At 63.6% G+C, this 23,770-nt stretch carries 19 protein-coding genes; 5 read left to right on the top strand and 14 right to left on the bottom strand.

Annotated elements, in window-relative coordinates; translation table 11 throughout:
* Positions 1-7: 7 nt before the first annotated feature.
* The 3 genes from U9R80_RS19410 to U9R80_RS19420 are packed head-to-tail and all read left to right on the top strand — an operon-like array spanning position 8 to position 5,483.
* Positions 8-1,249, top strand: a complete 1,242-nt coding sequence (locus tag U9R80_RS19410) for an exonuclease SbcCD subunit D C-terminal domain-containing protein (RefSeq protein ID WP_301841723.1) — start codon at positions 8-10, stop codon at positions 1,247-1,249.
* The gene (locus U9R80_RS19415; RefSeq protein ID WP_301841724.1) at positions 1,246-4,893 is read left to right on the top strand and encodes an AAA family ATPase; all 3,648 of its coding nucleotides are present in this window, start codon (positions 1,246-1,248) and stop codon (positions 4,891-4,893) included. The genes U9R80_RS19410 and U9R80_RS19415 overlap by 4 nt, the downstream gene beginning before the upstream one ends.
* Positions 4,890-5,483, top strand: coding sequence for a glutathione S-transferase (locus tag U9R80_RS19420; protein WP_301841725.1), 594 nt, complete (start codon positions 4,890-4,892; stop codon positions 5,481-5,483). The genes U9R80_RS19415 and U9R80_RS19420 overlap by 4 nt, the downstream gene beginning before the upstream one ends.
* Here the strand turns inward: U9R80_RS19420 and U9R80_RS19425 are convergent.
* The 11 genes from U9R80_RS19425 to U9R80_RS19475 form a co-directional block, all read right to left on the bottom strand.
* On the bottom strand, positions 5,470-5,685 hold the full coding sequence (locus U9R80_RS19425; RefSeq protein WP_301841726.1) for a hypothetical protein: 216 nt from the start codon (positions 5,683-5,685) through the stop codon (positions 5,470-5,472). The two genes, U9R80_RS19420 and U9R80_RS19425, sit on opposite strands and share 14 nt — an antisense overlap.
* Positions 5,686-5,806: 121 nt before the next feature.
* Positions 5,807-6,946 carry a lactonase family protein gene (locus U9R80_RS19430; RefSeq protein WP_301841727.1) on the bottom strand — a complete coding sequence of 380 codons (1,140 nt, stop codon included), beginning with the start codon at positions 6,944-6,946 and terminating at the stop codon, positions 5,807-5,809.
* The gene (locus U9R80_RS19435) at positions 6,912-7,202 is read right to left on the bottom strand and encodes a DUF5629 family protein (protein WP_301841728.1); all 291 of its coding nucleotides are present in this window, start codon (positions 7,200-7,202) and stop codon (positions 6,912-6,914) included. Before U9R80_RS19435 ends, U9R80_RS19430 begins: the two co-directional genes overlap by 35 nt.
* A gap of 102 nt (positions 7,203-7,304) precedes the next feature.
* On the bottom strand, positions 7,305-9,710 hold the full coding sequence (locus U9R80_RS19440) for an efflux RND transporter permease subunit (RefSeq protein ID WP_301841729.1): 2,406 nt from the start codon (positions 9,708-9,710) through the stop codon (positions 7,305-7,307).
* Positions 9,707-10,753 (bottom strand): WD40/YVTN/BNR-like repeat-containing protein, encoded by a 1,047-nt coding sequence (locus U9R80_RS19445; protein WP_301841730.1) that lies wholly within the window; start codon positions 10,751-10,753, stop codon positions 9,707-9,709. Before U9R80_RS19445 ends, U9R80_RS19440 begins: the two co-directional genes overlap by 4 nt.
* Before the next feature lie 218 nt (positions 10,754-10,971).
* Complete coding sequence (pepN, locus tag U9R80_RS19450; protein WP_301841732.1) at positions 10,972-13,629, bottom strand: aminopeptidase N; 2,658 nt, start codon at positions 13,627-13,629, stop codon at positions 10,972-10,974.
* A gap of 12 nt (positions 13,630-13,641) precedes the next feature.
* Positions 13,642-14,472, bottom strand: a complete 831-nt coding sequence (locus U9R80_RS19455) for a DUF2797 domain-containing protein (RefSeq protein ID WP_301841733.1) — start codon at positions 14,470-14,472, stop codon at positions 13,642-13,644.
* On the bottom strand, positions 14,469-14,729 hold the full coding sequence (locus tag U9R80_RS19460) for a YeaC family protein (protein WP_301841735.1): 261 nt from the start codon (positions 14,727-14,729) through the stop codon (positions 14,469-14,471). The genes U9R80_RS19455 and U9R80_RS19460 overlap by 4 nt, the downstream gene beginning before the upstream one ends.
* 13 nt (positions 14,730-14,742) lie before the next feature.
* Positions 14,743-15,615 (bottom strand): rhomboid family intramembrane serine protease, encoded by an 873-nt coding sequence (locus tag U9R80_RS19465; protein ID WP_301841736.1) that lies wholly within the window; start codon positions 15,613-15,615, stop codon positions 14,743-14,745.
* On the bottom strand, positions 15,612-16,583 hold the full coding sequence (locus U9R80_RS19470; RefSeq protein WP_301841738.1) for a metallophosphoesterase: 972 nt from the start codon (positions 16,581-16,583) through the stop codon (positions 15,612-15,614). The genes U9R80_RS19465 and U9R80_RS19470 overlap by 4 nt, the downstream gene beginning before the upstream one ends.
* Positions 16,583-17,473 carry an NAD(+) kinase gene (locus tag U9R80_RS19475; RefSeq protein ID WP_028945842.1) on the bottom strand — a complete coding sequence of 297 codons (891 nt, stop codon included), beginning with the start codon at positions 17,471-17,473 and terminating at the stop codon, positions 16,583-16,585. Before U9R80_RS19475 ends, U9R80_RS19470 begins: the two co-directional genes overlap by 1 nt.
* Positions 17,474-17,609: 136 nt before the next feature.
* Between U9R80_RS19475 and U9R80_RS19480 the strand changes: the two genes are divergently transcribed.
* Positions 17,610-18,554, top strand: a complete 945-nt coding sequence (locus U9R80_RS19480) for a DUF1853 family protein (protein WP_301841741.1) — start codon at positions 17,610-17,612, stop codon at positions 18,552-18,554.
* 77 nt (positions 18,555-18,631) lie between these two features.
* Here U9R80_RS19480 and U9R80_RS19485 read toward each other — a convergent pair whose 3' ends face one another.
* Positions 18,632-19,912, bottom strand: a complete 1,281-nt coding sequence (locus tag U9R80_RS19485; RefSeq protein WP_301841742.1) for an arsenic transporter — start codon at positions 19,910-19,912, stop codon at positions 18,632-18,634.
* A gap of 168 nt (positions 19,913-20,080) precedes the next feature.
* Here U9R80_RS19485 and U9R80_RS19490 point away from each other — a divergent pair, with 168 nt between their 5' ends.
* A complete protein-coding gene (locus U9R80_RS19490; protein ID WP_301841743.1) occupies positions 20,081-20,629 on the top strand; it encodes a cytochrome b in 549 nt (182 codons plus the stop codon).
* Here the strand turns inward: U9R80_RS19490 and U9R80_RS19495 are convergent.
* The gene (locus U9R80_RS19495; RefSeq protein ID WP_301841744.1) at positions 20,626-21,522 is read right to left on the bottom strand and encodes a 1-aminocyclopropane-1-carboxylate deaminase/D-cysteine desulfhydrase; all 897 of its coding nucleotides are present in this window, start codon (positions 21,520-21,522) and stop codon (positions 20,626-20,628) included. The genes U9R80_RS19490 and U9R80_RS19495 overlap by 4 nt on opposite strands.
* A gap of 72 nt (positions 21,523-21,594) precedes the next feature.
* Positions 21,595-23,631 carry an NADPH-dependent 2,4-dienoyl-CoA reductase gene (locus tag U9R80_RS19500; protein WP_301841745.1) on the bottom strand — a complete coding sequence of 679 codons (2,037 nt, stop codon included), beginning with the start codon at positions 23,629-23,631 and terminating at the stop codon, positions 21,595-21,597.
* Between the last annotated feature and the right edge of the window lie 139 nt (positions 23,632-23,770).

The following is a 23,770-nucleotide window of genomic DNA, read 5'->3' on the forward strand; positions in this document are numbered from 1 at the left end:
ACCCCTCATGCGTCTGTTTCACACCTCCGACTGGCACCTGGGTCAAACCCTGCATGGCCAAGAACGCGATTTTGAACACGCCTGCTTTCTTGACTGGCTGCTCGGCCAGCTCAAGCTGCGCCAGCCCGATGCCCTGTTGATCGCCGGCGACATCTTCGACACGGTCAACCCACCGGTCAAAGCCCAGGAGCGTCTCTACGACTTCATCGTCCAGGCCCACGAACAGCAACCCAAGCTGAACATCGTGATGATTGCCGGCAACCATGACTCGGGCTCTCGTATCGAGCTGCCGGCGCCGCTCATGCGGCGCCTGCGCACCCACGCCCTGGGCCGGGTGCAGTGGCTCGACGAAGGCGTCCTCGACAGCGACCGGCTGCTGATCCCGCTGACCAACGCCCGCGGCAAGGTCACCGCCTGGTGCCTGGCCTTGCCGTTCCTGCGCCCGGCCGAAGTGACCGGCGCCCATCTGGGCGACGATTACCTGCGCGGTATCCGCCAGGTCCACGAGCGCCTGATCGAGGCCGCGCTCGAACGGCGCAAGCCGGGCCAGGCACTGATCGCCGTGAGCCACGCACACATGGCCGGCGGTTCGATCTCGGAAGACTCCGAACGCAGCCTGATCATCGGCAACGCCGAAGCCTTGCCTGCCAGCCTGTTCAGCAAGGACATCAGCTACGTGGCCCTGGGGCATCTGCACAAGCCGCAGCGGGTCAACCGCGAAGAGCGTATTCGCTACAGTGGTTCGCCGATCCCGCTGTCGTTCTCCGAGATCGGTTATCAGCACCAGATCCTCGAAATCGAACTGGACGGCGCCACGCTGGCCAGCGTCGAGTCGCGCCTGGTGCCGCGGGCGGTGCACTTGCAGCGCCTGGGCCCGGCGCCGCTGAGCGAGATTCTCGAACACCTGGCCGACTTGCCGGTGATCGACCTGCTTGAAGACCCGCAACGCCAGCCCTGGCTGGAGATCCGGGTGCAACTGGACGAGCCGCAACCCGACCTGCGCCAGCAACTGGAAACCGCGTTGCAGGGTAAAGCCGTGCGCCTGGTGCGCATCGGCGCCGAATACGCCGGCAACCGCGCAGGCGAGGACCTGGACGAGGATGCACTGGTGGAGCTGGGGCAAATGACCCCGCACGAACTGTTCAGCCGTGCCTGGGCCCAGGCCTACGGCAGCGCCGTGGACGACCAGACCCTGGCCGATTTCGCCCTGCTGCTGCAGGACGTCCAGCACGAGGAGGAGCAGCCATGAAGATTCTTGCCATTCGCCTGAAGAACCTGGCCTCCCTGGCCGGTCCCTTTGAAATCGACTTTACCGCCGAACCCCTGGCCAGCGCCGGCCTGTTCGCCATCACCGGCCCCACAGGCGCGGGCAAGAGCACCCTGCTCGATGCCCTGTGCCTGGCACTGTTCGGCGCGGTACCGCGGCTGAGCAACATCGGCCGCGAAACCAAGCTGCCGGAAGTCGACAGCGACATCCTCACCAGCGACCCGCGCACCCTGTTGCGCCGCGGTACCGGCAGCGGCTTTGCCGAGGTCGACTTCGTCGGCATCGACGGGCGCCGCTACCGCGCCCGCTGGGAAGCCAACCGCGCCCGCGACAAGGCCAATGGCAAGCTGCAAGGCAGCCGCCAGAGCCTGCACGACCTGGACAGCGACCAACTGCTGAGCAACCAGAGCAAGGCTGAGTACAAGCAACTGATCGAATCGCGCCTGGGCCTTAACTTCGAGCAGTTCACCCGCGCCGTGATGCTGGCCCAGAGCGAGTTCAGCGCCTTCCTCAAGGCCGACGACAAAGACCGCAGCGAGCTGCTGGAAAAGCTCACCAATACGGCGATCTACAGCCAACTGGGGCGCCGCGCCTACAGCAAGAGCAAGGAGGCCGAGGAGGCCCACAAGGCCCTGCAGGACCAGGCCGCCGGGGTCATGCCCTTGTCGCCGGAGGCTCGCGCCGAACTCGACCAGCGCTACAACCAGGCCGTGGAACAGCTCAAGGGTGAGCAGGCGCAACTGCGCCAGCTTGAGCTGCAACGGGCCTGGATGACTGAACTGCTGCAACTGCAAGCCCAAGTCCAGGGCAGCAGCGAACAACTGCTCAGTGCCCAACAGCACAGCGACAGCCTGCACGACGAGCGCCTGAACCTGAAACGCCTGGAGCACCTGGCCCCGCAACGGCATCAATTCGCCCGCCAGCAGGCGCTCGACAGCCAGCTGTCACCCTTGGCCGCCAGCATCAGTGCCCAGCACCAGCAGCACAACGCCTTGCTCACGCATCAGCAGCAGTTGCAGCAGCAACAACTCGATGCCCAGCAGGCGCTGGCGCAAGCGTTGGCGCAGCAAAGCGAAAGCGCACCGTTGCTGCGCCAGGCCTTTGCCGAGCAGAACACCCTGGCGCGCCTGTCCCAGGAACTGGCCAGTTGCCAATCCCTCAAGCTGCAAGCGGAACTTGCCTGCAGCGAGGGTCAACAGCAGTTGGCCAACCTGCTCGAACAACAGCGACTGACCGAGCAACGCCTCGGCCAGATCAGCGAGCAACTGGCGCAAAGTGCTTCCCTCGCTGGCCTCAGCGAAGCCTGGAACGCCTACCGCGATCGTCTGCAACAACTGATGCAGTTGGGCAACCGCCTCAACCAGGGCCGCGCGGAGCTGCCCGGCCTGCAAGAGAGGGCGACCCAGGCGAGTGAGGCGCTGGAGCAACAACGTGCCGCCATCGCCCTGCTCTACCACGAAGCCCAGGCCGAGCCCGACGCCCTGGCCGAGCAGGTCGGTCTGCTGGGCGAGCTGCTGCAGAAAAACCGCCAACAGCAACGCCAGGTGGAAGCACTCAGCCGGCTCTGGGGCCAACAACACGAGCTGGACCAGCGCCTCGCGGCCCTGCGCGAGCGCCAGCAGAGCGCCCTCAAGCAACGCGAGCAACTGATCAGCGAAGGCCTCAACGGCAAGACCCGGCTGACCGCTGCCGAGCAGGCGCTGAACGTCACCCGGCAATTGCTGGAGCGCCAGCGCCTGGCCCGCAGCCAGAGCGTCGAAGCGTTGCGCGCACAGTTGCAGGACGACCAGCCCTGCCCGGTGTGTGGCAGCCAGGAACATCCCTACCATCAGCCCGAAGCCTTGCTGCAGAGCCTGGGTCGGCATGACCAGGACGAAGAGCGCAACGCCCAGCAGGAAGTCGATGCGCTGAAGCAGCAGCTCGACGAACTGCGTACACAGCTGGGCGGCGTCAACGGCCAGATCAAGGAGTACCTGCACCAGCAGGAGCAGTTGGCCGAGCAACAGCAGGCCCTGTCACCCACCCTGCAGGCCCATGAACTCTTCCCGGTGCTCTGCGAGCAGGACATCAGCCAGCGAACGGCCTGGCTGGAATTGCAGGCGCGACGCCTGAACGACGACATCAGCCGCGACGAGCAGCGCCAGCACACCCTGCTGACCCTGCAAAAAGACGCCGCCCGCCTGCAGCAACAACTGAACGCGGCGACCGAGGCCTGCCAGCAGGCCAATCAGCAACTGAACCATCAACAGCAGGCCCTGGCTGCCGATCAGGAACGCCTGGAGCAAGACCTGGGCAGTTTCGCCAACCTGCTGCCAGCCGAGATACTCGACGACCTGCGCCAGGCGCCGGCCGCAACGTTCCTGCGCCTGGACCAGCAACTGGCCCAGCGGCTGGACCTGCTGCAACGGCAAAAGGATGAACAGCAAGAGCTCAGCGAACGCCAGCAGACCCTGGACAAGACCCAGCTTCAGCAGCAGACACGCGTGCAGAAACAACAGGAACTGCAGCAGCAGTACGCCGAACTTGAGCGTCAGCAACACGCCAGCCAGGCAAGCCTCACGACCCTGATCGGTGAGCAACCCAGCGCCGAGCAGTGGCAGCAGCACCTGGAGCAGGCCGTGGAACAGGCACGCCAGCTCGATGCCCAGGCTGCCCGCCACTTGCAGGACACCCAGGCACAGTTGATCGAGCTGACCGCGCAGGTGAAAGCCAACGAGGAACGCCTGACCACACTGGAGCAGGAAAGCAACGACGTCCGGGCGCAGATCGCGCAATGGCGCCAGGCTCATCCCGAGCTCGATGACAGTGGTCTTGAGCAACTGCTGGCGCTGGACGACAACGCCGTCGCGCAACTGCGCCAGCGCCTGCAAGACAGCGACAAAGCCCTGGAACAAGCGCAGATCCTGCTCAAGGAACGCCAGCAACGCCTGGAGCAACATCAGGCCCTGGCCACGCTCGAGTTGCCCGCCGAGGCGCTGGAACAGGCGATGGAAAGCCTGCAAGGCCAGCTTGCGATCAGCGAACAGGCTTGCGCCGAACTGCGCGCCGAGCAGGCCGACGACCAGCGTCGGCAACAGGCCAACCAGGCCCTGGCCGAGCAAATTGCCCGAGCGTATAGCGAGTGGCAACGCTGGGCACGGCTCAATGCCCTGATCGGCTCAGCCACCGGCGACACCTTCCGCAAGATCGCCCAGGGCTACAACCTGGACCTTCTGGTGCACCACGCCAACGCCCAGCTTCGCCAGCTGGCCCGCCGTTATCGCCTCAAGCGTGGCGGCAGCCTGCTCGGTCTCTTGGTGATGGACACTGAAATGGGCGACGAACTGCGCTCGGTGCATTCGCTGTCTGGCGGCGAGACGTTCCTGGTCTCGCTGGCCTTGGCCCTGGGCCTGGCGTCGATGGCTTCGAGCACCCTGCGCATCGAGTCGCTGTTTATCGACGAAGGCTTTGGCAGCCTGGACCCGGAATCCCTGCAACTGGCCATGGATGCCCTGGATGGCCTGCAGGCCCAGGGCCGCAAGGTCGCGGTGATCTCCCATGTGCAGGAAATGCATGAACGCATCCCGGTGCAGATCCAGGTGCGGCGCCAAGGCAATGGTTTGAGCAGCGTGGAGGTCAGTGGATGATCCTGTATTCGTTTCGCCGCTGCCCGTGGGCCATGCGCGCACGCCTGGCGCTGCGCTATGCCGAGTGCCCGGTGGAGGTTATCGAAGTAAGCCTCAAGGCCAAGCCTGCCGAACTGCTCGCGCTATCGCCCAAGGGTACGGTGCCGGTATTGAGTACAGGTGAAGGCGTGCTCGATGAGAGCCTGGAGATCGTGCGCTGGGCCTTGGCCCGGCATGATCCGCAGGACTGGCTGCTGCGCGCCGACCCGGTGGCGGCGCAGGCGGCCGATGCGCTGATTGCGCGTAACGACCGTGACTTCAAGGTTCAGGTGAACCTGTACAAGTACGCCGAACGTTACCCGGAGCACTCCCGTGAACACTATCGCCAGCAGGCCGAAGCCTGGCTGGCGGAGCTGGAGGCCCTGTTGGCGCAGCGGCCGTACCTGTTCGCCGAATATCCGAGCCTGGCGGACGCCGCCTTGATGCCGTTGATGCGCCAGTTTGCCGGGGTCGAGCCGCAGTGGTTCGCCGAGGCGCCCTACCCGCGCCTGCGCGCCTGGCTGCAAGGGTGGCTGGAGTCGGCGTTGTTCAAGGCGGTCATGGCGAAGTGATGGATTGAGCGTGAGTCACGCCCGCGCCTGCAGACTTGTGATCCAGCGCCGCATAGAAGTGGGCGCTTTGTTGCAGGTACTTCTGGGTGTAGCTGGGGGTGGAGGATTTGCGCTCGCTGATTTCAACCTGAGCGTGGGCAGGCAACACAACCGAAGCAGAAATGGCAGAAGCGGCAATGACCGGGAAGATGTTGAAGTTCATGGCGCTGACCTCGAAGTCTGTGGTTTGAAGTGGCCGTCTCGGGCCTTGGTCCAAACTTACGCCGCTGACGCGGCGCACAGAAATTCATTGCAGCAGTAGCCATTATCAAGGCGGTTGATAGTCAGTCGACAAACTTCAGGTCGGAGGGCGCGGCCTGGGGCAGCTTCTGTACGGTTTCACCGAGCATGCCGCTGCGCGGATCACGACGGATCACCACGATCTCGTTGCTTTTCTGGTTGGCCACCAACAGGAACTTGCCGGACGGGTCGAAGGTGAACTCGCGGGGGTGATCGCCCTCCACACTGCGCTGTTGCACCTTCATCAGCTTGCCGCTGTCGTCATCCACGGCGAACACCACAATCTCGTTGGCCGTGCCGCGATTGCTGACGTACAGGAATCGCCCGTCGGCCGACAGGTGCAAGGCGCCCGCGGCCTTGGCGGCGGCATCGTTCTGTTCGGTCAACGGCAGGCGCTGGCGCTCGGTCAGCTTGCCGTCGTTGTGCTCGAAGACCACCACTTGCGCGCTCATCTCCAGGGTCAGGTAGGCCTGTTTGCCATCGCTGCTGAATTCCAGATGACGCGGCCCGCTGCCAGGCGGCAGATCAACCGAAGGCGGCTCGGCCGGACTCAGCGGATGCTTGGGGCTGGCACCGTCGTAGCGGTAGATGAATACCTTGTCGGCGCCCAGGTCGCTGGCGAAGACAAAATGCCCATCGGGCGAGGACACCACCGAATGCACATGGGGGCCGGCCTGACGCTGCGGATTGGCGCCGCTGGCCTTGTGGCGGTCCTGCTGTACCGAAGCCTGCAACTTGCCGTCCTTGTCCACCGGCAGCACGCTCAGGCTGCCGCCAGGCGTGGGTTGCACACCGTAGTTGGCAACGAACAGGTAGCGCTGGTCGTGACTGAGGCTGGCGTGGGTCGGCTCGTCGCCGGCGCTGCTGACCTGGTTCAAGGGTTTGAGGGTGCCGTCTTTAGCGCTGATGGAAAAGCTGCTGGCCTGCCCCTTGCCCTCACCGTTCTCGTTGACCGCAAACAGCAGCCGGTTATCCACCGAGAGGGTCAACCAGGAAGGGTTTTCGCTTTTGAGCACCTGCAACGGCTTTTCGCCGATCAGGCCACTGACGCTGCTGAAGGCATAACGGTACAGCCCCTCACTGGCACCATCGGTGTAGCTGCCCACCAGCAACTGCGCACTGTGGGCGGTGGCACAGACACTCATGGCACTAGCGATCAACAGGGTCGTCAGCTGGCGTTTCATCGTCATCCTCGTCCGGTGCGCGAAAGGCACTCATACAGACTAGTCGATGCTCGCTGGCGTCGGCAGCGATCAGCCAGTCCTGGCCCTCGGCACGGGCGGCGGCGATCTGCTCGGTGGTGAAGTTCCACTTCTTCAGGGCCCGACCGTCCATGCACTCGATGTGCAAGCCGGTGTCGTCGAAGGTGAAGTCAAAGGCATGCAGGCCGTCGATCAGGAGCATGTCGCAGGCTTGCAGGGCTTGGGAAAGGGTTGTCATTGCGAAGGTATCGTCAGGCTGAAAGCGGCATGATACCTGAAAGCATCGCGGGGCAAGCCCGCTCCTACCGTGGATAGGAGCGGGCTTGCCCCGCGATTTCACTCAGTGGGCGAAGAGCGACTTGCTCTCCTGGCCCGCCATTTTCTCCGGTTTGATCAGGAACCGTGCCAGTGCCGGCAGCAGCCACAGCGCACCGAACATGTTCCACAGCAGCATGAAGGTCAGCATCAGGCCCATGTCGGCCTGGAACTTGATGGCCGAGAAGATCCAGGTGCACACGCCGATGGCCAGGCACAGGCCGGTGAACAGCACCGCCTTGCCGGTGGACTTGAGCGTCTGGTAGTAGGCTTCCTGAAGCGGCAGGCCAGCCCGCAGGAAACTCTCCAGGCGGCTGTAGATGTAGATGCCGTAGTCGACACCGATACCCACACCCAACGCCACCACCGGCAGGGTCGCCACCTTCACACCGATGCCCATGAAGGCCATCAGGGCGTTGCCCAGCACCGAGGTCAGCACCAGCGGCAGGACAATACACAAAGTCGCGGCGAACGAGCGGAAGGTGATCATGCACATCACCGCCACACAGATGTACACCAGGATCAGGATGGTCAGCTCGGCCGACTTGATCACTTCGTTGGTGGCCGCCTCGATCCCGGCGTTACCCGCTGCCAGAAGGAACTCCAGGCCTTCCTTGTTGTGGGTGTCGGCGAACTCTTTGACCGCATTGACCGCACGGTCCAGGGTCTCGGCCTTGTGGTCGTTGAGGTACACCAGCACCGGTGCCAGCGAGCAATCGGCGTTATACAGGCCGTCGGCACGGGCGATGGAGCTGTTGAGGACGTCCGGGTTGCGCGACAGGCTTTCCCATTTCAGGTTGCCTTCGTTCATGCCCTTGATCATCTGCTTGGACACCGTCACCAGCGAGATGGCCGACTGCACGCCCGGGGTGTTCTCCATCTTCCACATCAGCTCGTCGATCGGCGCCATGGTCGAGTGCACCGAGCAGCCTTCGGACGGCGTCTTGACCATCACCACCAACACGTCGGAGCTGGTGGAGTAATTGTCGATGATGAAGCTGTTGTCCTTGTTGTAGCGCGAGTCCGGGCGCAGCTCCGGCGCACCCTGGTCAAGGTCACCGATCTTCAGGTTCTGGCTGTACCAGAGGCCGCCACCGAAGGCCAGCAGGGCCAGGACGATGGACACCGGTGCCACCTTGGCGCTGGCGAAGTTGGACAGCAGGCGCCAGAACGGGTGTTCGCGGGTCGCGTCCTTCTTGCTGCGCTCGATTGCCTTCTTGCTGATGCCGACATAGGAGATCGCCACCGGCAGCAGGATCAGGTTGGTGAACACGATCACCGCCACACCGATGGACGCACCGATGGCCAGCTCGCGGATCACACCGATGTCGATGATCAGCAGGGTGATGAAGCCCACGGCGTCGGCCAGGATGGCGATCATCCCCGGCAGGAACAGCTGCCGGAATGTACGCCGCGCGGCGGTCAGGGCATTGTCGGCGTCGCTCGATTGCAGGGCGATGCCGTTGATCTTTTGCACGCCATGGGAAATACCGATGGCAAAGATCAGGAACGGCACCAGCATCGAGTACGGATCAAGCCCGAAACCTACCGCGTGCATCAGCCCCAGTTGCCAGACCACCGCCACCAGGGTGGTGATCAGCACGGCGATGGTGCTGCGGATGCACCAAGTGAACCAGTACAACAGCACCCAGGTGATCACCAGGGCAATGCCGAAGAACATCACCACCATGATCAAGCCATCGATCAGGTCGCCGACCTTCTTGGCAAAACCGACGATGTGCACTTTCACATTGGGGTTCTGGGCCTGGAACTTGTCGCGGATCTTCTCTTCAAGCTGGTGGGAGAACTGCTGGTAATCGAGCTTGATCAACTTGCCCTGGTCTTGCGGGTCCGGGTAGGACTCCAGCAGCGGCACGTCGATGATGCTCGATTTGAAGTTGTTGGCCACCAGGCGCCCGACCTGACCTGACTTGAGCACGTTGTTGCGCAGCAGGTCGAGGCTGTCGGCCGAACCGTCGTAGGTGTTGGGGATGACCTCGCCACCGGCAAAGCCCTCTTCGGTCACTTCGGTCCAGCGAACGCTGGGGCTCCACAGCGACTTGAGGCCGGAACGGTCGACACCGGGAATATAGAAGACCTCGTCGTGGATCTGACGCAGGGTCTCCATGTACTCCTTGCTGAAGATATCGCCATCGGTAGCTTCGACCGAGATACGCACGGTGTTGCCGAGGTTGGCCAGGTCGTTGCGGTGTTCGAGCATCTTCTCGATGAAGGGGTGCTCGAGCGGAATCATTTTCTCGAAGCTGGTCGAAGGACGAATCTGCGTGGCCTGCCAGAACAGGAACACACTGACCAGCAGGCAGATGAGAATCACCACCGGGCGGTTATTGAAGATCAGGCGCTCAAGCAGCGTCGCCTTGTCCTGATGGTGCTGCTGCTGATTCATGTTGAACTGCTCCCGACTGGTCATGGCTGCTCTCCTTCGGCGCCCTTGGCCGAAGCCAGGTGCACGCCGCCTTGGCCGACCAGGATCAGCCCTTCGCCATTGCGACCGCTGACACCCGCCAGGGCGATACGATCGGCGCGGTTGAATACACTGAAGGTCTGGCCGTCGTCGCTGCTGCGCAGGACGGTGCCGCCATTGCCGACCAATACCAGGTTGCCATCAGCGAGAAGCGTAGCGCTTGCCAGGCCAAATTCGAGGGCCCCGCGCGCAGCTTTCAGTTCGATCTGCTGCCAACTGTCGCCGAAATCGGTGGAGCGATAGAGATTGCCGCGCAGCCCATAGGCCAGCAGCGTGCGTGGCTGGGCGGTGCCGATCACGCCGAACAGCGAACCCTCGTAAGGGCCTTCGAGCTTCTGCCAGGTCTGGCCGTCGTCGCTGGAGCGGAACATGCTGCCCTGCTCGCCAACGATGAACAGGCCGGCATCCTTGACGGCAGCGATACCGTTGAGGTGCAGCTGGTCTTCGTTGTCCAGGCGGTCACCGACCTCGCTCCACTGCTGGCCACCGTCGGTGGTCTCCAGCAGTGCACCGTAGGCGCCCACGGCAAAGCCGTGCTGGGCGTCCTTGAACCAGACATCCAGCAGCGGCGCTTCACGTTTGAGGTCTTCGAATTGCTTGGTCCAGGTCACACCACCATCACTGCTGGCGAGGATCTGTGCGTCATGGCCGACCGCCCAGCCGTGTTTGTCGTCGACAAAATAAACGGCGGTGAGCAGTTGCCGGGTTGGCACCTTGGACTGGGTCCAGGACTTGCCCTGGTCATCGGAGAAGAGAATATGGCCGCGATCGCCGACAGCGATCAGGCGCGGGCCGGCTTGGGTCACGTCGAGCAGCAGGCTCTTTTCGGCCTTGGCCGATTCGGTGGAGTAGACCTTCGGTTCGGTGGCAGCCGCCTGAACCGTACTGGCCCACATCCCCATTGCCATCACCAGCAACCCGCTGGCGGCCAATGCCCATGGGCGGACGCGCGCAGCGCCGCCGGTACCTGCCATATAAGGCTCGGTCATAGATCTGTCCCCCGATTATTGTTATTTGGGTCAATCTATTTGCAGGTACTGCCAAAAACCGTGTTCCAGAGCCCCGCAATAGCTGGGAGCCATCCTATCGGGGTTTGTGAAGGGCTGACAACGAACGGGACGTTATGTTTTGTTAAGCGGGAAAATATCGCGGGGCAAGCCCGCTCCTACGGGGTTTGTAGGAGCGGGCTTGCCCCGCGAGGTGGCCGTCAGGCCAGGCTTTTGCTCACGACTTCATACACATCGCTGGACAGCGAACCGGAGGCCAGGATGCGCTCCAGTTCGCCCTTCATCAGCGCCTGGCGAGCACCGTCGTACTTGCGCCAGCGGGTCAGCGGTGCCAATTGGCGCGAGGCGATTTGCGGGTTGAGGGCATTGAGCTCGATCACCAGGTCCGCCAGGAAGCGATAGCCGGAGCCGTCCGCCGCATGGAAGTTGACCAGGTTCTGGCCGGCAAAGGCGCCGATCAGGGCACGGACCTTGTTCGGGTTCTTCATTGTGAACGCCGGGTGCTGCATCAGCGCCTTGACCCGCGCCAGACCGCCCGGGAGGGTGCTGGCTGCCTGTACGCTGAACCATTGGTCCATGACCAGCGGGTTGTCCTTGAAGTTCTCGGCAAAGACCTCCAGCGCCTTGGCCCGTTCAGCCTCGAACGGCGAGTTGACCAGTACGGCCAGCGCGGTCAGGCGCTCGGTCATGTTGTCGCAGGCGTCGAACTGCTCCAGGGTCGCGGCCAGCACCTGCGGCTTGCCGCTGAGCATCAGGTACGACAAGGCGATGTTCTGCAGGCTGCGGCGAGCAAAATGCTCGGCCTCGGCCACGTACTCGGTACTGCGCGATACCCCGCGGTTGGCCTGGTAGCGGGCATTGAGGGCATCGAACAGCTGGTCGGCGATCTGCTTGCGGGCGAACTCGCGGGCTGCGTGGATGGCATCGACATCGGCCACTTCGCTGATTTCGGTGAGGTAGGCCTCGCTCGGCAGCGAGAGCATCTCGGCGACCATGGCCTGATCCAGTTGCTCATTGGCCAGCACTGCACCCAGCGCGGTGACCAGACGCTGGTCGAGCACCAGAGCACTGCCCTGCTGGTGCTGGGCGATCAGCTCCTGAAGCACCTGTACCGACAGTTGCTGCCCGGCTTCCCAGCGGTTGAAGCCATCGCTGTCGTGCTGCATCAGGAACATCAACTGGTCGCGATCATACGGGAAGCTGAGTTTGACCGGCGCGCTGAAGCCACGCAGCAGCGACGGCAGCGGCTTGGCTGCAACATCGACGAAGGTGAAGGTCTGCTCGGCCTCGGTCACCTGCAGCACCCGCGAGGTACCCGCAGCCGCCGCTTCGCCTTGCAGGCGCAGGGCGATGTCGTTGCCCTGGGCGTCGAGCAGGCCCAGTTCGACCGGAATCACAAACGGCTTTTTCTCGACCTTGTCCGGGGTGGCCGGGCAGCTCTGGCGGAAGGTCAGGCTGTAGGTCCGGGCGGCGCTGTCATAGTGCTCGCTGACCGCCAGGCGGGGTGTACCGGCCTGGCTGTACCAGCGCTTGAACTGGCTCAGGTCGACGCCATTGGCATCTTCCATGGCCTTGATGAAGTCGTCACAGGTCACGGCCTGGCCGTCGTGGCGCTCGAAATACAGGTCGCTGCCTTTGCGGAAGCCTTCGGCACCCAGCAGGGTGCGGACCATGCGCACCACTTCCGAACCTTTCTCGTAGACGGTCAAGGTGTAGAAGTTGGAAATCTCGATGAAGCTGTCCGGGCGCACGGCGTGAGCCATGGGACCGGCATCTTCGGCAAACTGGTGGGTGCGCAGGTAGGCGACGTCCTCGATGCGCTTGACCGTGCGCGAGTTCATGTCGGCGCTGAACTCCGAATCACGGAACACCGTGAAGCCTTCCTTGAGCGACAGCTGGAACCAGTCGCGGCAGGTCACACGGTTGCCCGACCAGTTATGGAAATACTCGTGGGCAACCACGGCTTCGACCCGCTGATGGGCGGCGTCGGTGGCGGTTTCGGCGCGGGCCAGCACGCAACTGGAGTTGAAGATGTTCAGGCCCTTGTTTTCCATGGCGCCCATGTTGAAGTCGTTGACCGCCACGATCATGAAGATGTCCAGGTCGTACTCGCGGCCATAGACTTCTTCGTCCCAGCGCATGGACTTCTTCAGGCTGGTCATGGCGTGCTGGCACTTGTCGATGTTTTCCGGCTCGACATAGATGCGCAGGGTCACGTCGCGACCCGACTGGCGGGTGAACTTGTCTTCGACGCACCACAGGTCACCGGCCACCAGGGCAAACAGATAGGCCGGCTTCATGAACGGGTCTTCCCAGGTCGCCCAGTGCCGGCCATCTTCCTGCGGGCCGCTGCCGACCGGGTTGCCGTTGGACAGCAGTACCGGGTAGCGATGCTGCTCGGCAATGACCGTGGTGGTGAACGTGCTCATCACGTCCGGGCGGTCGAGGTAATAGGTGATCTTGCGAAACCCTTCGGCCTCGCACTGGGTGCAGAACATGCTGCCGGACTTGTACAGGCCTTCCAGTGCAGTGTTGCTCTCGGGGTGGATTTTCACGCTGGTGTCGAGGGTGAAGGTCGCAGCCTTTGGCTGCACGGTCAGGTGACTGTCATCAAGCTGGTAGTCGCCAGCGCTCAGGGCCTGGTCATCCAGGGCCACGCTCAGCAGTTCCAGGTGCTGGCCATCCAGCACCAACGGCGGCAAGCCGGCACCACGAGCGGGGTTGCGGCGCATGACCAGCTGCGCGTGGACCAGGCTGTGGTCCTCGAACAGTTCAAAGGTCAGGTGCGTCTCGTCGATCAGGTATTCGGGCGCCTGATAGTCCTTGAGGTAGATCACTTGCGGCTGTTCGGTACGCATGTGGCGGTCCTTTTACTGATGCACGGCGAGCTGGTACGCCGTGTATTTGCGGATATTGATCACGCCGGTGTCGAAGATCAGGTACTGGCCCTTGATGCCCAGCAGCGTACCTTCAGCCACGGGATTCTTGTCCAGGTTGAAGCTGACGATCTTGCTTGGATAGGCCTCGACCGGGTAGCGGATTTCCAGCACTTCGCTGTCGTTGAGCGGCTGGATGGCCTGCAGGCCGAAACGCGTCTGCAGGGCACTGAAGCCTTCGGCGCAGCTGTCGAACAGTTGCTCACGCACCGCAAGCAGGTCGACCGCCTCGGCATCGCCCTTGAGCAAGGCGCGCCAGTTGGTGCGGTCGGCCACCTGGCTGCGGAACAGGTCTTCGACCAGCCCCGACTGCTGGCGGGTGGCAACGCGCACGATCGGCAGGGCCTGGCTGGCGCCCTGGTCGAGCCAGCGGGTAGGCAACTGGCTGGCACGGGTGATGCCGACCTTGATGCCGGAGGAGTTGGCCAGGTAGACCACATGATCGGTCATGCAGAACTGCTCGCCCCAGCCGGGTTCGCGGCAGGTGCCCTGGTCGTAATGGCATTTTTCCGGGGCCATGATGCAGACATCGCACTGCGCCAGCTTGGTCATGCACGGGTAGCAATAACCCTGGCTGAAGCTGGTCTTGGTCTTGCGACCGCAGTGGGTGCAATGGATGGCCCCAAGGTATTCCAGGCGCAGGGTCTTGCCGATCAGCGGATTGACCGGCACTTCCTGCTCGCCCAGACGAAAAGCGTACTGCACCACAGGCGCGTCGAGACGCGCCGACATTTTACTGATGGAGCCGCGGCCGAGTTCGATCAATGGATCGCATCCGACTTGAACAGGATGTTCGCGACCGGTGCCGACTTCGAGGCGCATTCCTGCGGGCCCATGTAGCCGGTGCGCTGCTCTTCGGGCAGGTTCTGGATCTCCCAGGCGATCACCGCCTGCAGCGAGAGTTCTTTCTGTTCGGTGGTGAGCTTGCGCCCGTCCGCCCATTTACCCAGTTCCACGGCCAGTTTCAGGCTTTCGTAGATTTCCGGGGTGATGTTTTCGATCATTTGCGCAAAAGTGGACATAGCGTCTCCCAAATCAAGCCGTCAGTTTACGCCGGGCCAGCGCCCCGCCCAAGAGCCCGCTAAGGCAACCGACCAACAACCCACCGACGTGGGCGGCGTTGGCAATCTGGCCAAAGCCGAGCAGGCTGACCAGCCCGGACAGGCACAAGAGCAGCCAGACCAGCATCATCACCAGCACCCCGCGCGGCATGCGATAGACCGGGTTGGGCGCCAGCCACTGGTACAGCCAGACATGCCCGAGCAACCCGTACAGCACCCCGGAAAGCCCGCCAAACAGGCTCGGACCGCCGAACAGGTACTGCGCGGCATTGGATACCAGGCTGAACAGCAACGTCAGGCTCAGCAGCGACCAGGGCCCCTGCCTCAGCTCGATGCGCCGGCCCAGTTCCCAGTACCACAAGGCGTTCATGGCCAGGTGCAGGATGCCGAAGTGCACCAGCATCGGCGTAAACAGCCGCCACCACTGACCATCGGCAAGGCTCGCCGCCAGCGGCGTGAAGTACAGGTACTCGCCCTGCACGCGAAAATCGAGAAAGGTCAGCCAGCTTAGGGTGGCGAAGTTGTCGCCCAGCCCGGTCAGGCCGGCAACGATCAGGCACAACAGCAACACCGCGGCGGTGGCCTTGCTCGCCCGCAGTTGCTCAGCGAAGCCCGGGCGGGCCGGTGGCGCGAGCGTGGCGCCGGCCGGTGGTTCAAAGTCGGCGTTGCCCTCGGGAAAGCGCTGGTACAGTTCGCGCACATCCTCGGCCAGGTTTTCCGCCACCCACAACACCTGGTCGCCGCCCTCCTCGCTGACCCGGTGCGGTACCTGCAGGCGCCGCAGCAGGCCGACAAAGCCGCTCAGATCGGTGTTCAAGGGCATGCGCAACACCACCACTGCACTCATTGGCTGGCCTCCGGCCGGTCCACATCGACCCACACGAACTTGCGCGGGTCTATTCGGGTTTCATCGTCGAGTCGATACGCGACCAGCTTGCCGTACAGCACGGCGCTGTAGTCCAGGCAGGCCAGGTTGGAGCGGATCGGCGCCGGCTTGCCGCTGCGCCAGTAATGGCCGACAAAGAGCATCGGCTCCTCCTCGCCATAGCGCAACAAGGCGTTCTTCTGGCTGTGGCTCAACGGCGTGCTGGCGACTTTTTCCGGCAAGGCGTCGGGCTGGAAGACAATATCGCCGTAGGTTTGCGGGTCTTCTTCCCAGAACTTGGTGCGGAAGAAGGCCCGCGTCAGGCCGTCGCCGCCGGTCAGGGTCAGACCATCCGGCAGGCGCATGTCGGTGCCGCGCAGCAAGCGGTTGCAGACCATCGCGGCAAAGCTGTCCGACTCCCCGGACGCCTGGATGAAATGCTCATCGATGCGGCCCTGCGGGTACTGCTGGCGCAAGGGCTCGATCAGCCGCGGGTCCCAGCAGGCATGGACCAGGCGGAAGCGTCCGGCATCAATAAACAGCGGCAGTTCGTAGAACCATTCGAGAAAGTCATGCCAGTCGCCCGGATGCTGCTCGAACTGGGTCAGGGTTTCGTAGATCAGGCGGCCGTGGCGCGGGGTGTGCTCACGGACAAACTGTTTGCCGCTTTCAGGCAAGGCCGGGGTGTTCCAGCCCAGGGCGTTGTACTCATGATTGCCCATGATGCAGTAGGCCTGGCCCGCATCGACCATGTCATGGACGATGTGCAGCGCCTCACGGATCCGTGGGCCCCGGTCGATGATATCGCCGAGGAACAGCGCCTGGCGCTGGGCATGGCGCCAGACGCCGCCCTGGCGCTTGTAGCCAAGGGCATCGAGCAGGCGTTCGAGGGTGTGTGCACAGCCGTGCACGTCACCAATCAGGTCGTAACTACGGGCTGGATCGAGCATCACTCGCCTCCACCACCCAGGCGGCTGCCCCAACCGAGTTTGGTCCGGCATACCTCGTAGTAATTGTGATCCAGCGGGTGAATCAGGCGCAGCTTCTGCGGCTTCTTGTTCACCGTGATGGTGTCGCCCGGGGCACAGGTGAAATGGTTCTGGCCGTCACAGGAAATCTGCGGATAGATCTGCAGGTCCTTGGACACCACGATCTTCAGCTCACTGTTGCCGTCGACCACGATCGGCCGGCCAGACAAGGTGTGCGGGTACATCGGCACGATGACGATGGCATCGAGCTTGGGGTGCATGATCGGACCGCCCGCCGACAGCGCGTAGGCGGTCGAGCCGGTCGGCGTGGCGACGATCAGGCCGTCGGCCTTCTGGCTGCAGACGAACTGGCCGTCGATGTAGATCTCGAACTCGATCATGCGCGTCGATTTGCCCGGGTGCAGCACCACATCGTTGAGCGCATCGCCCTGGCCGATGGCTTCGGCGTGACGGCGAACCTCGGCCTGGAGCAGAAAGCGGTTTTCCACCAGGTAATGGCCGTCGAGGACCTCGGCGACTTTTACCTCCAGCTCGTCAGGGCGGATGTCGGTGAGAAAGCCCAGGCTGCCGCGGTTGATGCCCAGCACCGGGGTGTTGTGCTTGGCCAGGGCGCGAGCGGCGCCCAGCAGGCTGCCGTCGCCGCCGACCACGATGACCAGGTCGCAGACCTCGCCCAGCAACTTGCGCGAGGACGTCTGCAGGCCGTGGCCAGGCAGGACTTCGGCGATGGTGTCCTCGAGGATCACATGCAGATGCCGCTGCAGCAGGAATTTTTTCAGTCGGCGAATGGTATCGAGCACCTGGGAGCTACCGAGGCGGCCGATGATACCGATATTGCGAAATTGCTCCATGGGGCTCCTGCTAGGCGCTACGGCGGGTAAAGAGGCGAAGTTCGCCAAAGAGTTCGATTATGGGCGAAAGCCCCGGGCAGCGGCAAACGCAGGAGAAAATCCTCAAGGCCTGTGGCTGAAAGACTATGCTCGCTGAATGAACCCTTTCCCCGACCTGTCCGACCTGCCCCGCCAGTTGCGCCAGCCTCAGGTGCGCGACCTGGCCTGGGTCATTCTCGCGCCGCCCATGCTGCGCGAGACGCCCTGGCCCCAGCGTCATCCGCTGGCGGCCAGCAATTGGGTCGCCCATCCCGCACAGCTGCAGCAATGGCTGCTGGATCTGGATCGCGACAGCAGCGCACTGCAGCAGTGGTTGGCCCAGGCCGCTACTCGGCGCCTGGGGCTGTACTACGAACGTCTATGGCAGTTTGCCCTGCAACACGCGCCGGGGGTGACGCTGCTGGCGGCCAACCTGCCAATTCGCACCGGCGGCCATACGCTGGGCGAACTGGATATCCTCCTGCAGGACGACGAAGGCGTTCACCACCTGGAACTGGCCATCAAGCTGTACCTGGGGCCACCGGGAGGCGATGGAAAGGACCCGGCGCACTGGCTGGGCCCCGGCTGTCATGACCGGCTGGACCGCAAGCTGGCACACCTGGCGCAGCACCAGTTGCCGATCTCGGCACGTGAAGAGAGTCGTGAAGTGCTGGCGGCGCTGGATATCACCCAGTTCAGCGCCCAGCTGTGGCTGGCGGGCTACCTGTTCTATCCGTGGCCTGGGCATGCCGATGCCCCAACGGGTGCAGATCCGCAGCATTTGCGGGGGCGCTGGCTGCATCGACGGAACTGGCCGGCATTCCTCACCCAGGACCCTCAGGCCAGTTGGCAGCCCATACCACGTCATGCGTGGCTGGCGTCGGCCCGCTGCAGCGCGCAGGAACGCTGGTCGCGGGATCGGTTTGAAACATGGCTGCAAGTGCTAGACCCACAAGCACCGGCACAACTGCTGGTGCGCTGGGTAGCGGGCGACGATGGCGATTGGGAAGAAGCAGAGCGCCTGTTCCTGGTCGCCGATGCCTGGCCGGATTTCCCCGCCTGATCACCGCCTTGTAGGAGCGGGCTTGCCCCGCGATTGCGATGTGACTGCTAGATCACTATCGCGGGGCAAGCCCGCTCCTACGCCAGCCGCACTGCCAATGCCGCCAGGGTCACCAGCAACACCGGCACCGTCAGCACGATCCCCACCTTGAAGTAGTACCCCCAGCCGATCTTCACCCCCTTGCGCTCCAGCACGTGCAACCACAGTAACGTCGCCAGACTGCCGATGGGCGTAATCTTCGGCCCCAGATCGCTGCCGATCACGTTGGCATAGATCATCGCCTCCTTGACCACACCACTGGCCGAACTGGCGTCGATGGACAAGGCACCGATCAACACCGTCGGCAAGTTGTTCATCACCGACGACAGCAGCGCCGCCAGCAGCCCCGTCCCCATGGCCGCGCCCCACACCCCGCCCGTGGCGAAGCTGTCGAGCCACCCGGCCAGGTTGTCGGTGAGCCCGGCATTGCGCAGGCCATAGACCACCAGGTACATCCCCAGTGAGAACACCACGATGTGCCAAGGCGCCTCCTTGAGCACCTTGCGTGTAGAGATTTTGTGCCCGCGCGCCGCCACCAGCAGCAACACCAGCGCACACAGCCCCGCGATCGCGCTGATGGGAATCCCCAGCGGCTCCAGGGCAAAGCAACCGATCAACAGGATCACCAGCACCAGCCAGCCGGCCACGAAGGTCGCCGGGTCCTGTACGACGCTGCGCGGCCGGTCCAGTTGCAAGGGGTCGTAGTCAGCCGGGATGTCGCGGCGGAAGTACCACAGCAACACCACCAGGGTGGCCGCCACACTGACCAGGTTCACCGGCACCATCACAGCGGCATAGCGGTTGAAGCCGATACCGAAGTAGTCGGCCGAGACGATATTGACCAGGTTCGACACCACCAGCGGCAGGCTCGCTGTATCGGCGATAAACCCTGCCGCCATGACGAATGCCAGGGTCGCCGCCGGACTGAAGCGCAAGGCCAGGAGCATCGCCACCACAATGGGCGTGAGGATCAGCGCGGCCCCATCGTTGGCGAACAGCGCCGAGACCAGTGCCCCCAGCAGGATGATGTAGCAGAACAGGCGCCGCCCGCTGCCCCGCCCCCAACGCGCCACATGCAGCGCCGCCCAGGCGAAGAAGCCGGCGGCATCGAGCAGCAGGCTGATGATGATCAGCGCAATGAAGGTTCCTGTAGCGTTCCAGATGATCTGCCACACCACCGGGATGTCACTCCACTGCACCACGCCACACAGCAGCGCCAGCAGCGCGCCGCCGGTGGCGCTCCAGCCCACGCCCAGCCCCCTGGGCTGCCAGATCACCAAGGTAATGGTCAGGAGGAAAATCAACGACGCCATCAGCATGAACACAGCCTTGCTTTCGAGGAAAAGACGCGGCGAATTCTAGCGACAGATCAATACCGAAGCGGCCATTTTTTGTTGCGATAGCCCAGTAAACGCCGCGACAGCGTTTACAGTTATGTCCATGCGCCGCCAAGAGCGCGAGCCCAGACCTGAAAATGAGGAACGACCATGATCCAAAATACCCCCCAGGCCCGCTACGGCAGCCTGTCAATTGCCCTGCACTGGCTGATGCTGGTGCTGCTTGTGGCGGTCTACGCGCTGATCGAGTTGCGCGGCCTGTTTCCCAAGGACAGTGCCGGGCGCAATCTGATGAAGGAGCTGCACTTCATGCTCGGGCTGACCGTCTTTGTGCTGGTCTGGCTACGCCTGGCCCTGCGCTTGAGCCGCCCTACTCCCCCCATCATTCCCGCACCCCCCGCCTGGCAGACCGGCCTGGCCCACCTGATGCACCTGGCCCTGTACCTGATGATGATCGGCCTGCCGATTGCCGGCTGGCTGATTCTCAGCGCGGCGAACAAGCCGATTCCGTTCTACGGCCTGGAGCTACCCGCCTTGATCGCACCGGACCCGGACCTTGCCAAGTTCATCAAAGGCTGGCACGAGCGCATCGGCAGTTGGGGCTATTGGCTGATCGGCCTGCACGCCGTGGCCGGGCTCTTCCATCACTATGTGCAGCGTGACAACACCCTGGTGCGCATGCTCCCCGGCCACCGCTAGGCAAAACCGCGGCGGCCCTGCAGGCCGCCGCTGTGCAGAAAGATCAGGCGAGTACCGGGGAGAAAGGCACCCGCCTCGACCTGCTCGCGCAACGCCAGCAATGCCTTGCCGGTGTACAGCGGCTCCAGCGGCAGGCCGGCTTCGGCCTCGCAGGCAGCGATAAACGCAAGCAATGCCTCATCAACCTTGGCAAAGCCGCCGCGACTGGCATCGTGCAAGGTGTATCCGCCTGGGCCCACCAGTGCCTCGACCGCGTCCCCGACACCATGATCCATCGGCACCGCCAGTGCGCCGTGAACCGGACGTGTACCGGCTTCGGCCTGTACCAGCCCCGCCAGGGTCGTGCCGGTCCCTGCCGCCAGCCACCAGCCGTCGTAGTCGGCCCAGCCCAGGGCTGACACCTGCGCCCGGGCCTGCTCGACAATCAAGGTGCAGCCCTTGACGCCCAGCGGGCCACCGCCCCCCTCCGGCACACAGTGCCACCCCGGATACTCGGCCTGCCAGGGGTGCCAGAAGTCCGCCCGATGCCGCGCCCGATAGCCGCCGTAGCCCAGCCAGTGCAACTGCATGCCGAACGCTTGCAGGTCACGAACCGTCGGCGTGTCCTGGGCGTTACCACGCAGCAACCCGGCCGTGGCGAAACCAAAGCGCTTGCCGGCAGCAGCCAGGGCATGCAGGTGATTGGAATAGGCGCCGCCAAGACTGATCACGCCCGGCGAGCCCGAGGCCTGGGCCAGACGCAGGTGCTCGAGCAGCTTGAACCATTTGTTGCCACTGATCAGCGGGTCGATCCTGTCAAGGCGCAGCACCGCCAGCTCAACGCCGAACGGGCGCAGCCAGCTCAGTTCGAGGGGTTGCAAGGGGGCTTGGGGAAGGGAATCGAAACCGGTCATGAACAGTTCACTGGCGCAGGGACGCGCCAGTTTACCAGTGCGGCGAGGTGGGCACCCCGCCGCAGGCCACGCTTAGAGCTCTGCCGCCAGGCGCGAGCCCTGGTTGATCGCCCGCTTGGCATCCAGCTCGGCTGCCACATCGGCACCACCGATCAGGTGGACCGATTGCCCGGCCGCCTGCAGGCCCTCGTACAACTCACGCAGCGGGTCCTGGCCTGCACAGATCACGATGTTATCCACAGGCAGCACCTGCGGTTCGCCTTCGCCGATACGGATGTGCAGGCCGGCATCGTCGATGTTCATGTACTCGACACTGTTGAGCATCTGCACCTGCTTGTTTTTCAGGCCCGTGCGGTGAATCCAGCCGGTGGTCTTGCCCAGGCCATCGCCAACCTTGGATTTCTTGCGCTGCAGCAGGAACACCTGACGCGCCGGTGCATGGGGCTCGGCCTTGATCCCGGCGACGCCACCGCGGGCTTCCAGCGCGGTGTCGATACCCCACTCCTTCCAGAAGGCCTCACGGTCCAGGCTGGTGGCCACGCCCTGATGCACCAGGTACTCGGAGACGTCAAAACCGATACCACCGGCACCGATCACCGCCACCTTCTGCCCCACCGGCTTGCGCTCGAGCAGCACGTCCAGGTAGCTCAGTACCTTGCTGTGTTCGATGCCAGGAATGGCGGGCAGACGCGGTGCGATACCGGTGGCCAGGATGATTTCGTCGTAACCGCCAGCCGCCAATTGTTCGACATCGACGCGGGTGTTGAGGCACAGCTCGACACCGGTGGTCTGCAGCTTGCGTTTGAAGTAGCGCAGGGTCTCGTAGAACTCTTCCTTGCCCGGCACACGCTTGGCCACGTTGAACTGGCCACCGATTTCGCTGGCCGAGTCGAACAGCATCACCTGGTGACCGCGCTCGGCCGCCACCGTGGCTGCCGCAAGGCCCGCCGGGCCGGCACCGACCACAGCAATGCGCTTGAGCTGGGTGACGGGCAGGTAGTTGAGCTCGGTTTCGTGGCAGGCACGCGGGTTGACCAGGCAACTGGTCAGTTTGCCGCCGAAGGTGTGGTCCAGGCAGGCCTGGTTGCAACCGATACAGGTGTTGATCTCATCGCCCCGGCCCTCGGCGGCCTTGTTGACGAACTCAGGATCGGCGAGGAACGGGCGGGCCATGGACACCATGTCGGCATCGCCCTCGGCCAGGATCTGCTCGGCCACTTCCGGGGTGTTGATCCGGTTGGTGGTGATCAGCGGGATCTGCACCGCGCCGCGCAGCTTGGCCGTGACCTTGCTGAACGCCGCCCGTGGCACCTTGGTGGCGATGGTCGGGATTCGCGCTTCGTGCCAGCCGATACCGGTATTGATCAGGGTTGCGCCGGCCTTTTCAATGGCCTGGGCCAGCTGCACGATCTCTTCCCAGTTGCTGCCGCCTTCGATCAGATCGAGCATCGAGAGGCGGAAGATGATGATGAAGTTCGGGCCAACGGCCTCACGCACACGGCTGACGATTTCCACCGCCAGGCGCATGCGGTTTTCGTAGCTGCCGCCCCAGCGGTCGGTACGGTGGTTGGTGTGGGCGGCAAGGAACTGGTTGATGAAGTAGCCTTCCGATCCCATGATCTCGACGCCGTCATACTCGGCGCTTTGCGCCAGCAGCGAGCAATTGACGAAGTCCTGGATCTGCTTCTCGATGCCCTCCTCGTCCAGCTCACGCGGCTTGAACGGGTTGATCGGCGCCTGGATAGCGCTCGGCGCCACCGATTTGGGGCTGTAGGCATAGCGGCCGGCGTGAAGGATCTGCATGCAGATCTTGCCACCGGCCTCGTGCACGGCCTGGGTGACGATGCGGTGCTTGTCGGCCTCTTCCGGGGTGCTCAGCTTGGCAGCGCCGGAATACACCCCGCCCTCCACATTCGGCCCGATACCGCCGGTGACCATCAGGCCGACGCCGCCACGGGCACGCTCGGCAAAATACGCGGCCATGCGCTCGAAACCACCCGGCTTCTCTTCAAGACCGGTGTGCATCGAGCCCATCAGGCTGCGGTTGCGCAAAGTGGTAAAGCCCAGGTCGAGCGGGGCAAGCAGGTGCGGGTAACGAGCGGCGGCCATAGTGAACTCCACAACAGGCGTAATCACGGAATGCGGGCACCTCACCGATGTGGCGGGGCCCGTCAGTTATCTGTGAATGACATTAATCAGCCAGCGAGCGGGGTTCAATGATCGAAAGTGACAGGTTAATGATCCTGTT

Origin of the sequence: Pseudomonas sp. JQ170C (genome assembly GCF_035581345.1) — a bacterium.
GTDB lineage: Bacteria > Pseudomonadota > Gammaproteobacteria > Pseudomonadales > Pseudomonadaceae > Aquipseudomonas.

What these genes read in the sequence shown, in the direction of transcription:
- U9R80_RS19410 (WP_301841723.1), top strand. Translation starts at nt 8, where the DNA reads ATGCGTCTGTTTCACACCTCCGACTGGCACCTGGGTCAAACCCTGCAT.
- U9R80_RS19415 (WP_301841724.1), top strand. Translation starts at nt 1,246, where the DNA reads ATGAAGATTCTTGCCATTCGCCTGAAGAACCTGGCCTCCCTGGCCGGT.
- U9R80_RS19420 (WP_301841725.1), top strand. Translation starts at nt 4,890, where the DNA reads ATGATCCTGTATTCGTTTCGCCGCTGCCCGTGGGCCATGCGCGCACGC.
- U9R80_RS19425 (WP_301841726.1), bottom strand. Translation starts at nt 5,685, where the DNA reads ATGAACTTCAACATCTTCCCGGTCATTGCCGCTTCTGCCATTTCTGCT.
- U9R80_RS19430 (WP_301841727.1), bottom strand. Translation starts at nt 6,946, where the DNA reads ATGAAACGCCAGCTGACGACCCTGTTGATCGCTAGTGCCATGAGTGTC.
- U9R80_RS19435 (WP_301841728.1), bottom strand. Translation starts at nt 7,202, where the DNA reads ATGACAACCCTTTCCCAAGCCCTGCAAGCCTGCGACATGCTCCTGATC.
- U9R80_RS19440 (WP_301841729.1), bottom strand. Translation starts at nt 9,710, where the DNA reads ATGACCAGTCGGGAGCAGTTCAACATGAATCAGCAGCAGCACCATCAG.
- U9R80_RS19445 (WP_301841730.1), bottom strand. Translation starts at nt 10,753, where the DNA reads ATGACCGAGCCTTATATGGCAGGTACCGGCGGCGCTGCGCGCGTCCGC.
- pepN (WP_301841732.1), bottom strand. Translation starts at nt 13,629, where the DNA reads ATGCGTACCGAACAGCCGCAAGTGATCTACCTCAAGGACTATCAGGCG.
- U9R80_RS19460 (WP_301841735.1), bottom strand. Translation starts at nt 14,729, where the DNA reads ATGTCCACTTTTGCGCAAATGATCGAAAACATCACCCCGGAAATCTAC.
- U9R80_RS19465 (WP_301841736.1), bottom strand. Translation starts at nt 15,615, where the DNA reads ATGAGTGCAGTGGTGGTGTTGCGCATGCCCTTGAACACCGATCTGAGC.
- U9R80_RS19470 (WP_301841738.1), bottom strand. Translation starts at nt 16,583, where the DNA reads ATGCTCGATCCAGCCCGTAGTTACGACCTGATTGGTGACGTGCACGGC.
- U9R80_RS19475 (WP_028945842.1), bottom strand. Translation starts at nt 17,473, where the DNA reads ATGGAGCAATTTCGCAATATCGGTATCATCGGCCGCCTCGGTAGCTCC.
- U9R80_RS19480 (WP_301841741.1), top strand. Translation starts at nt 17,610, where the DNA reads ATGAACCCTTTCCCCGACCTGTCCGACCTGCCCCGCCAGTTGCGCCAG.
- U9R80_RS19485 (WP_301841742.1), bottom strand. Translation starts at nt 19,912, where the DNA reads ATGCTGATGGCGTCGTTGATTTTCCTCCTGACCATTACCTTGGTGATC.
- U9R80_RS19490 (WP_301841743.1), top strand. Translation starts at nt 20,081, where the DNA reads ATGATCCAAAATACCCCCCAGGCCCGCTACGGCAGCCTGTCAATTGCC.
- U9R80_RS19495 (WP_301841744.1), bottom strand. Translation starts at nt 21,522, where the DNA reads ATGACCGGTTTCGATTCCCTTCCCCAAGCCCCCTTGCAACCCCTCGAA.
- U9R80_RS19500 (WP_301841745.1), bottom strand. Translation starts at nt 23,631, where the DNA reads ATGGCCGCCGCTCGTTACCCGCACCTGCTTGCCCCGCTCGACCTGGGC.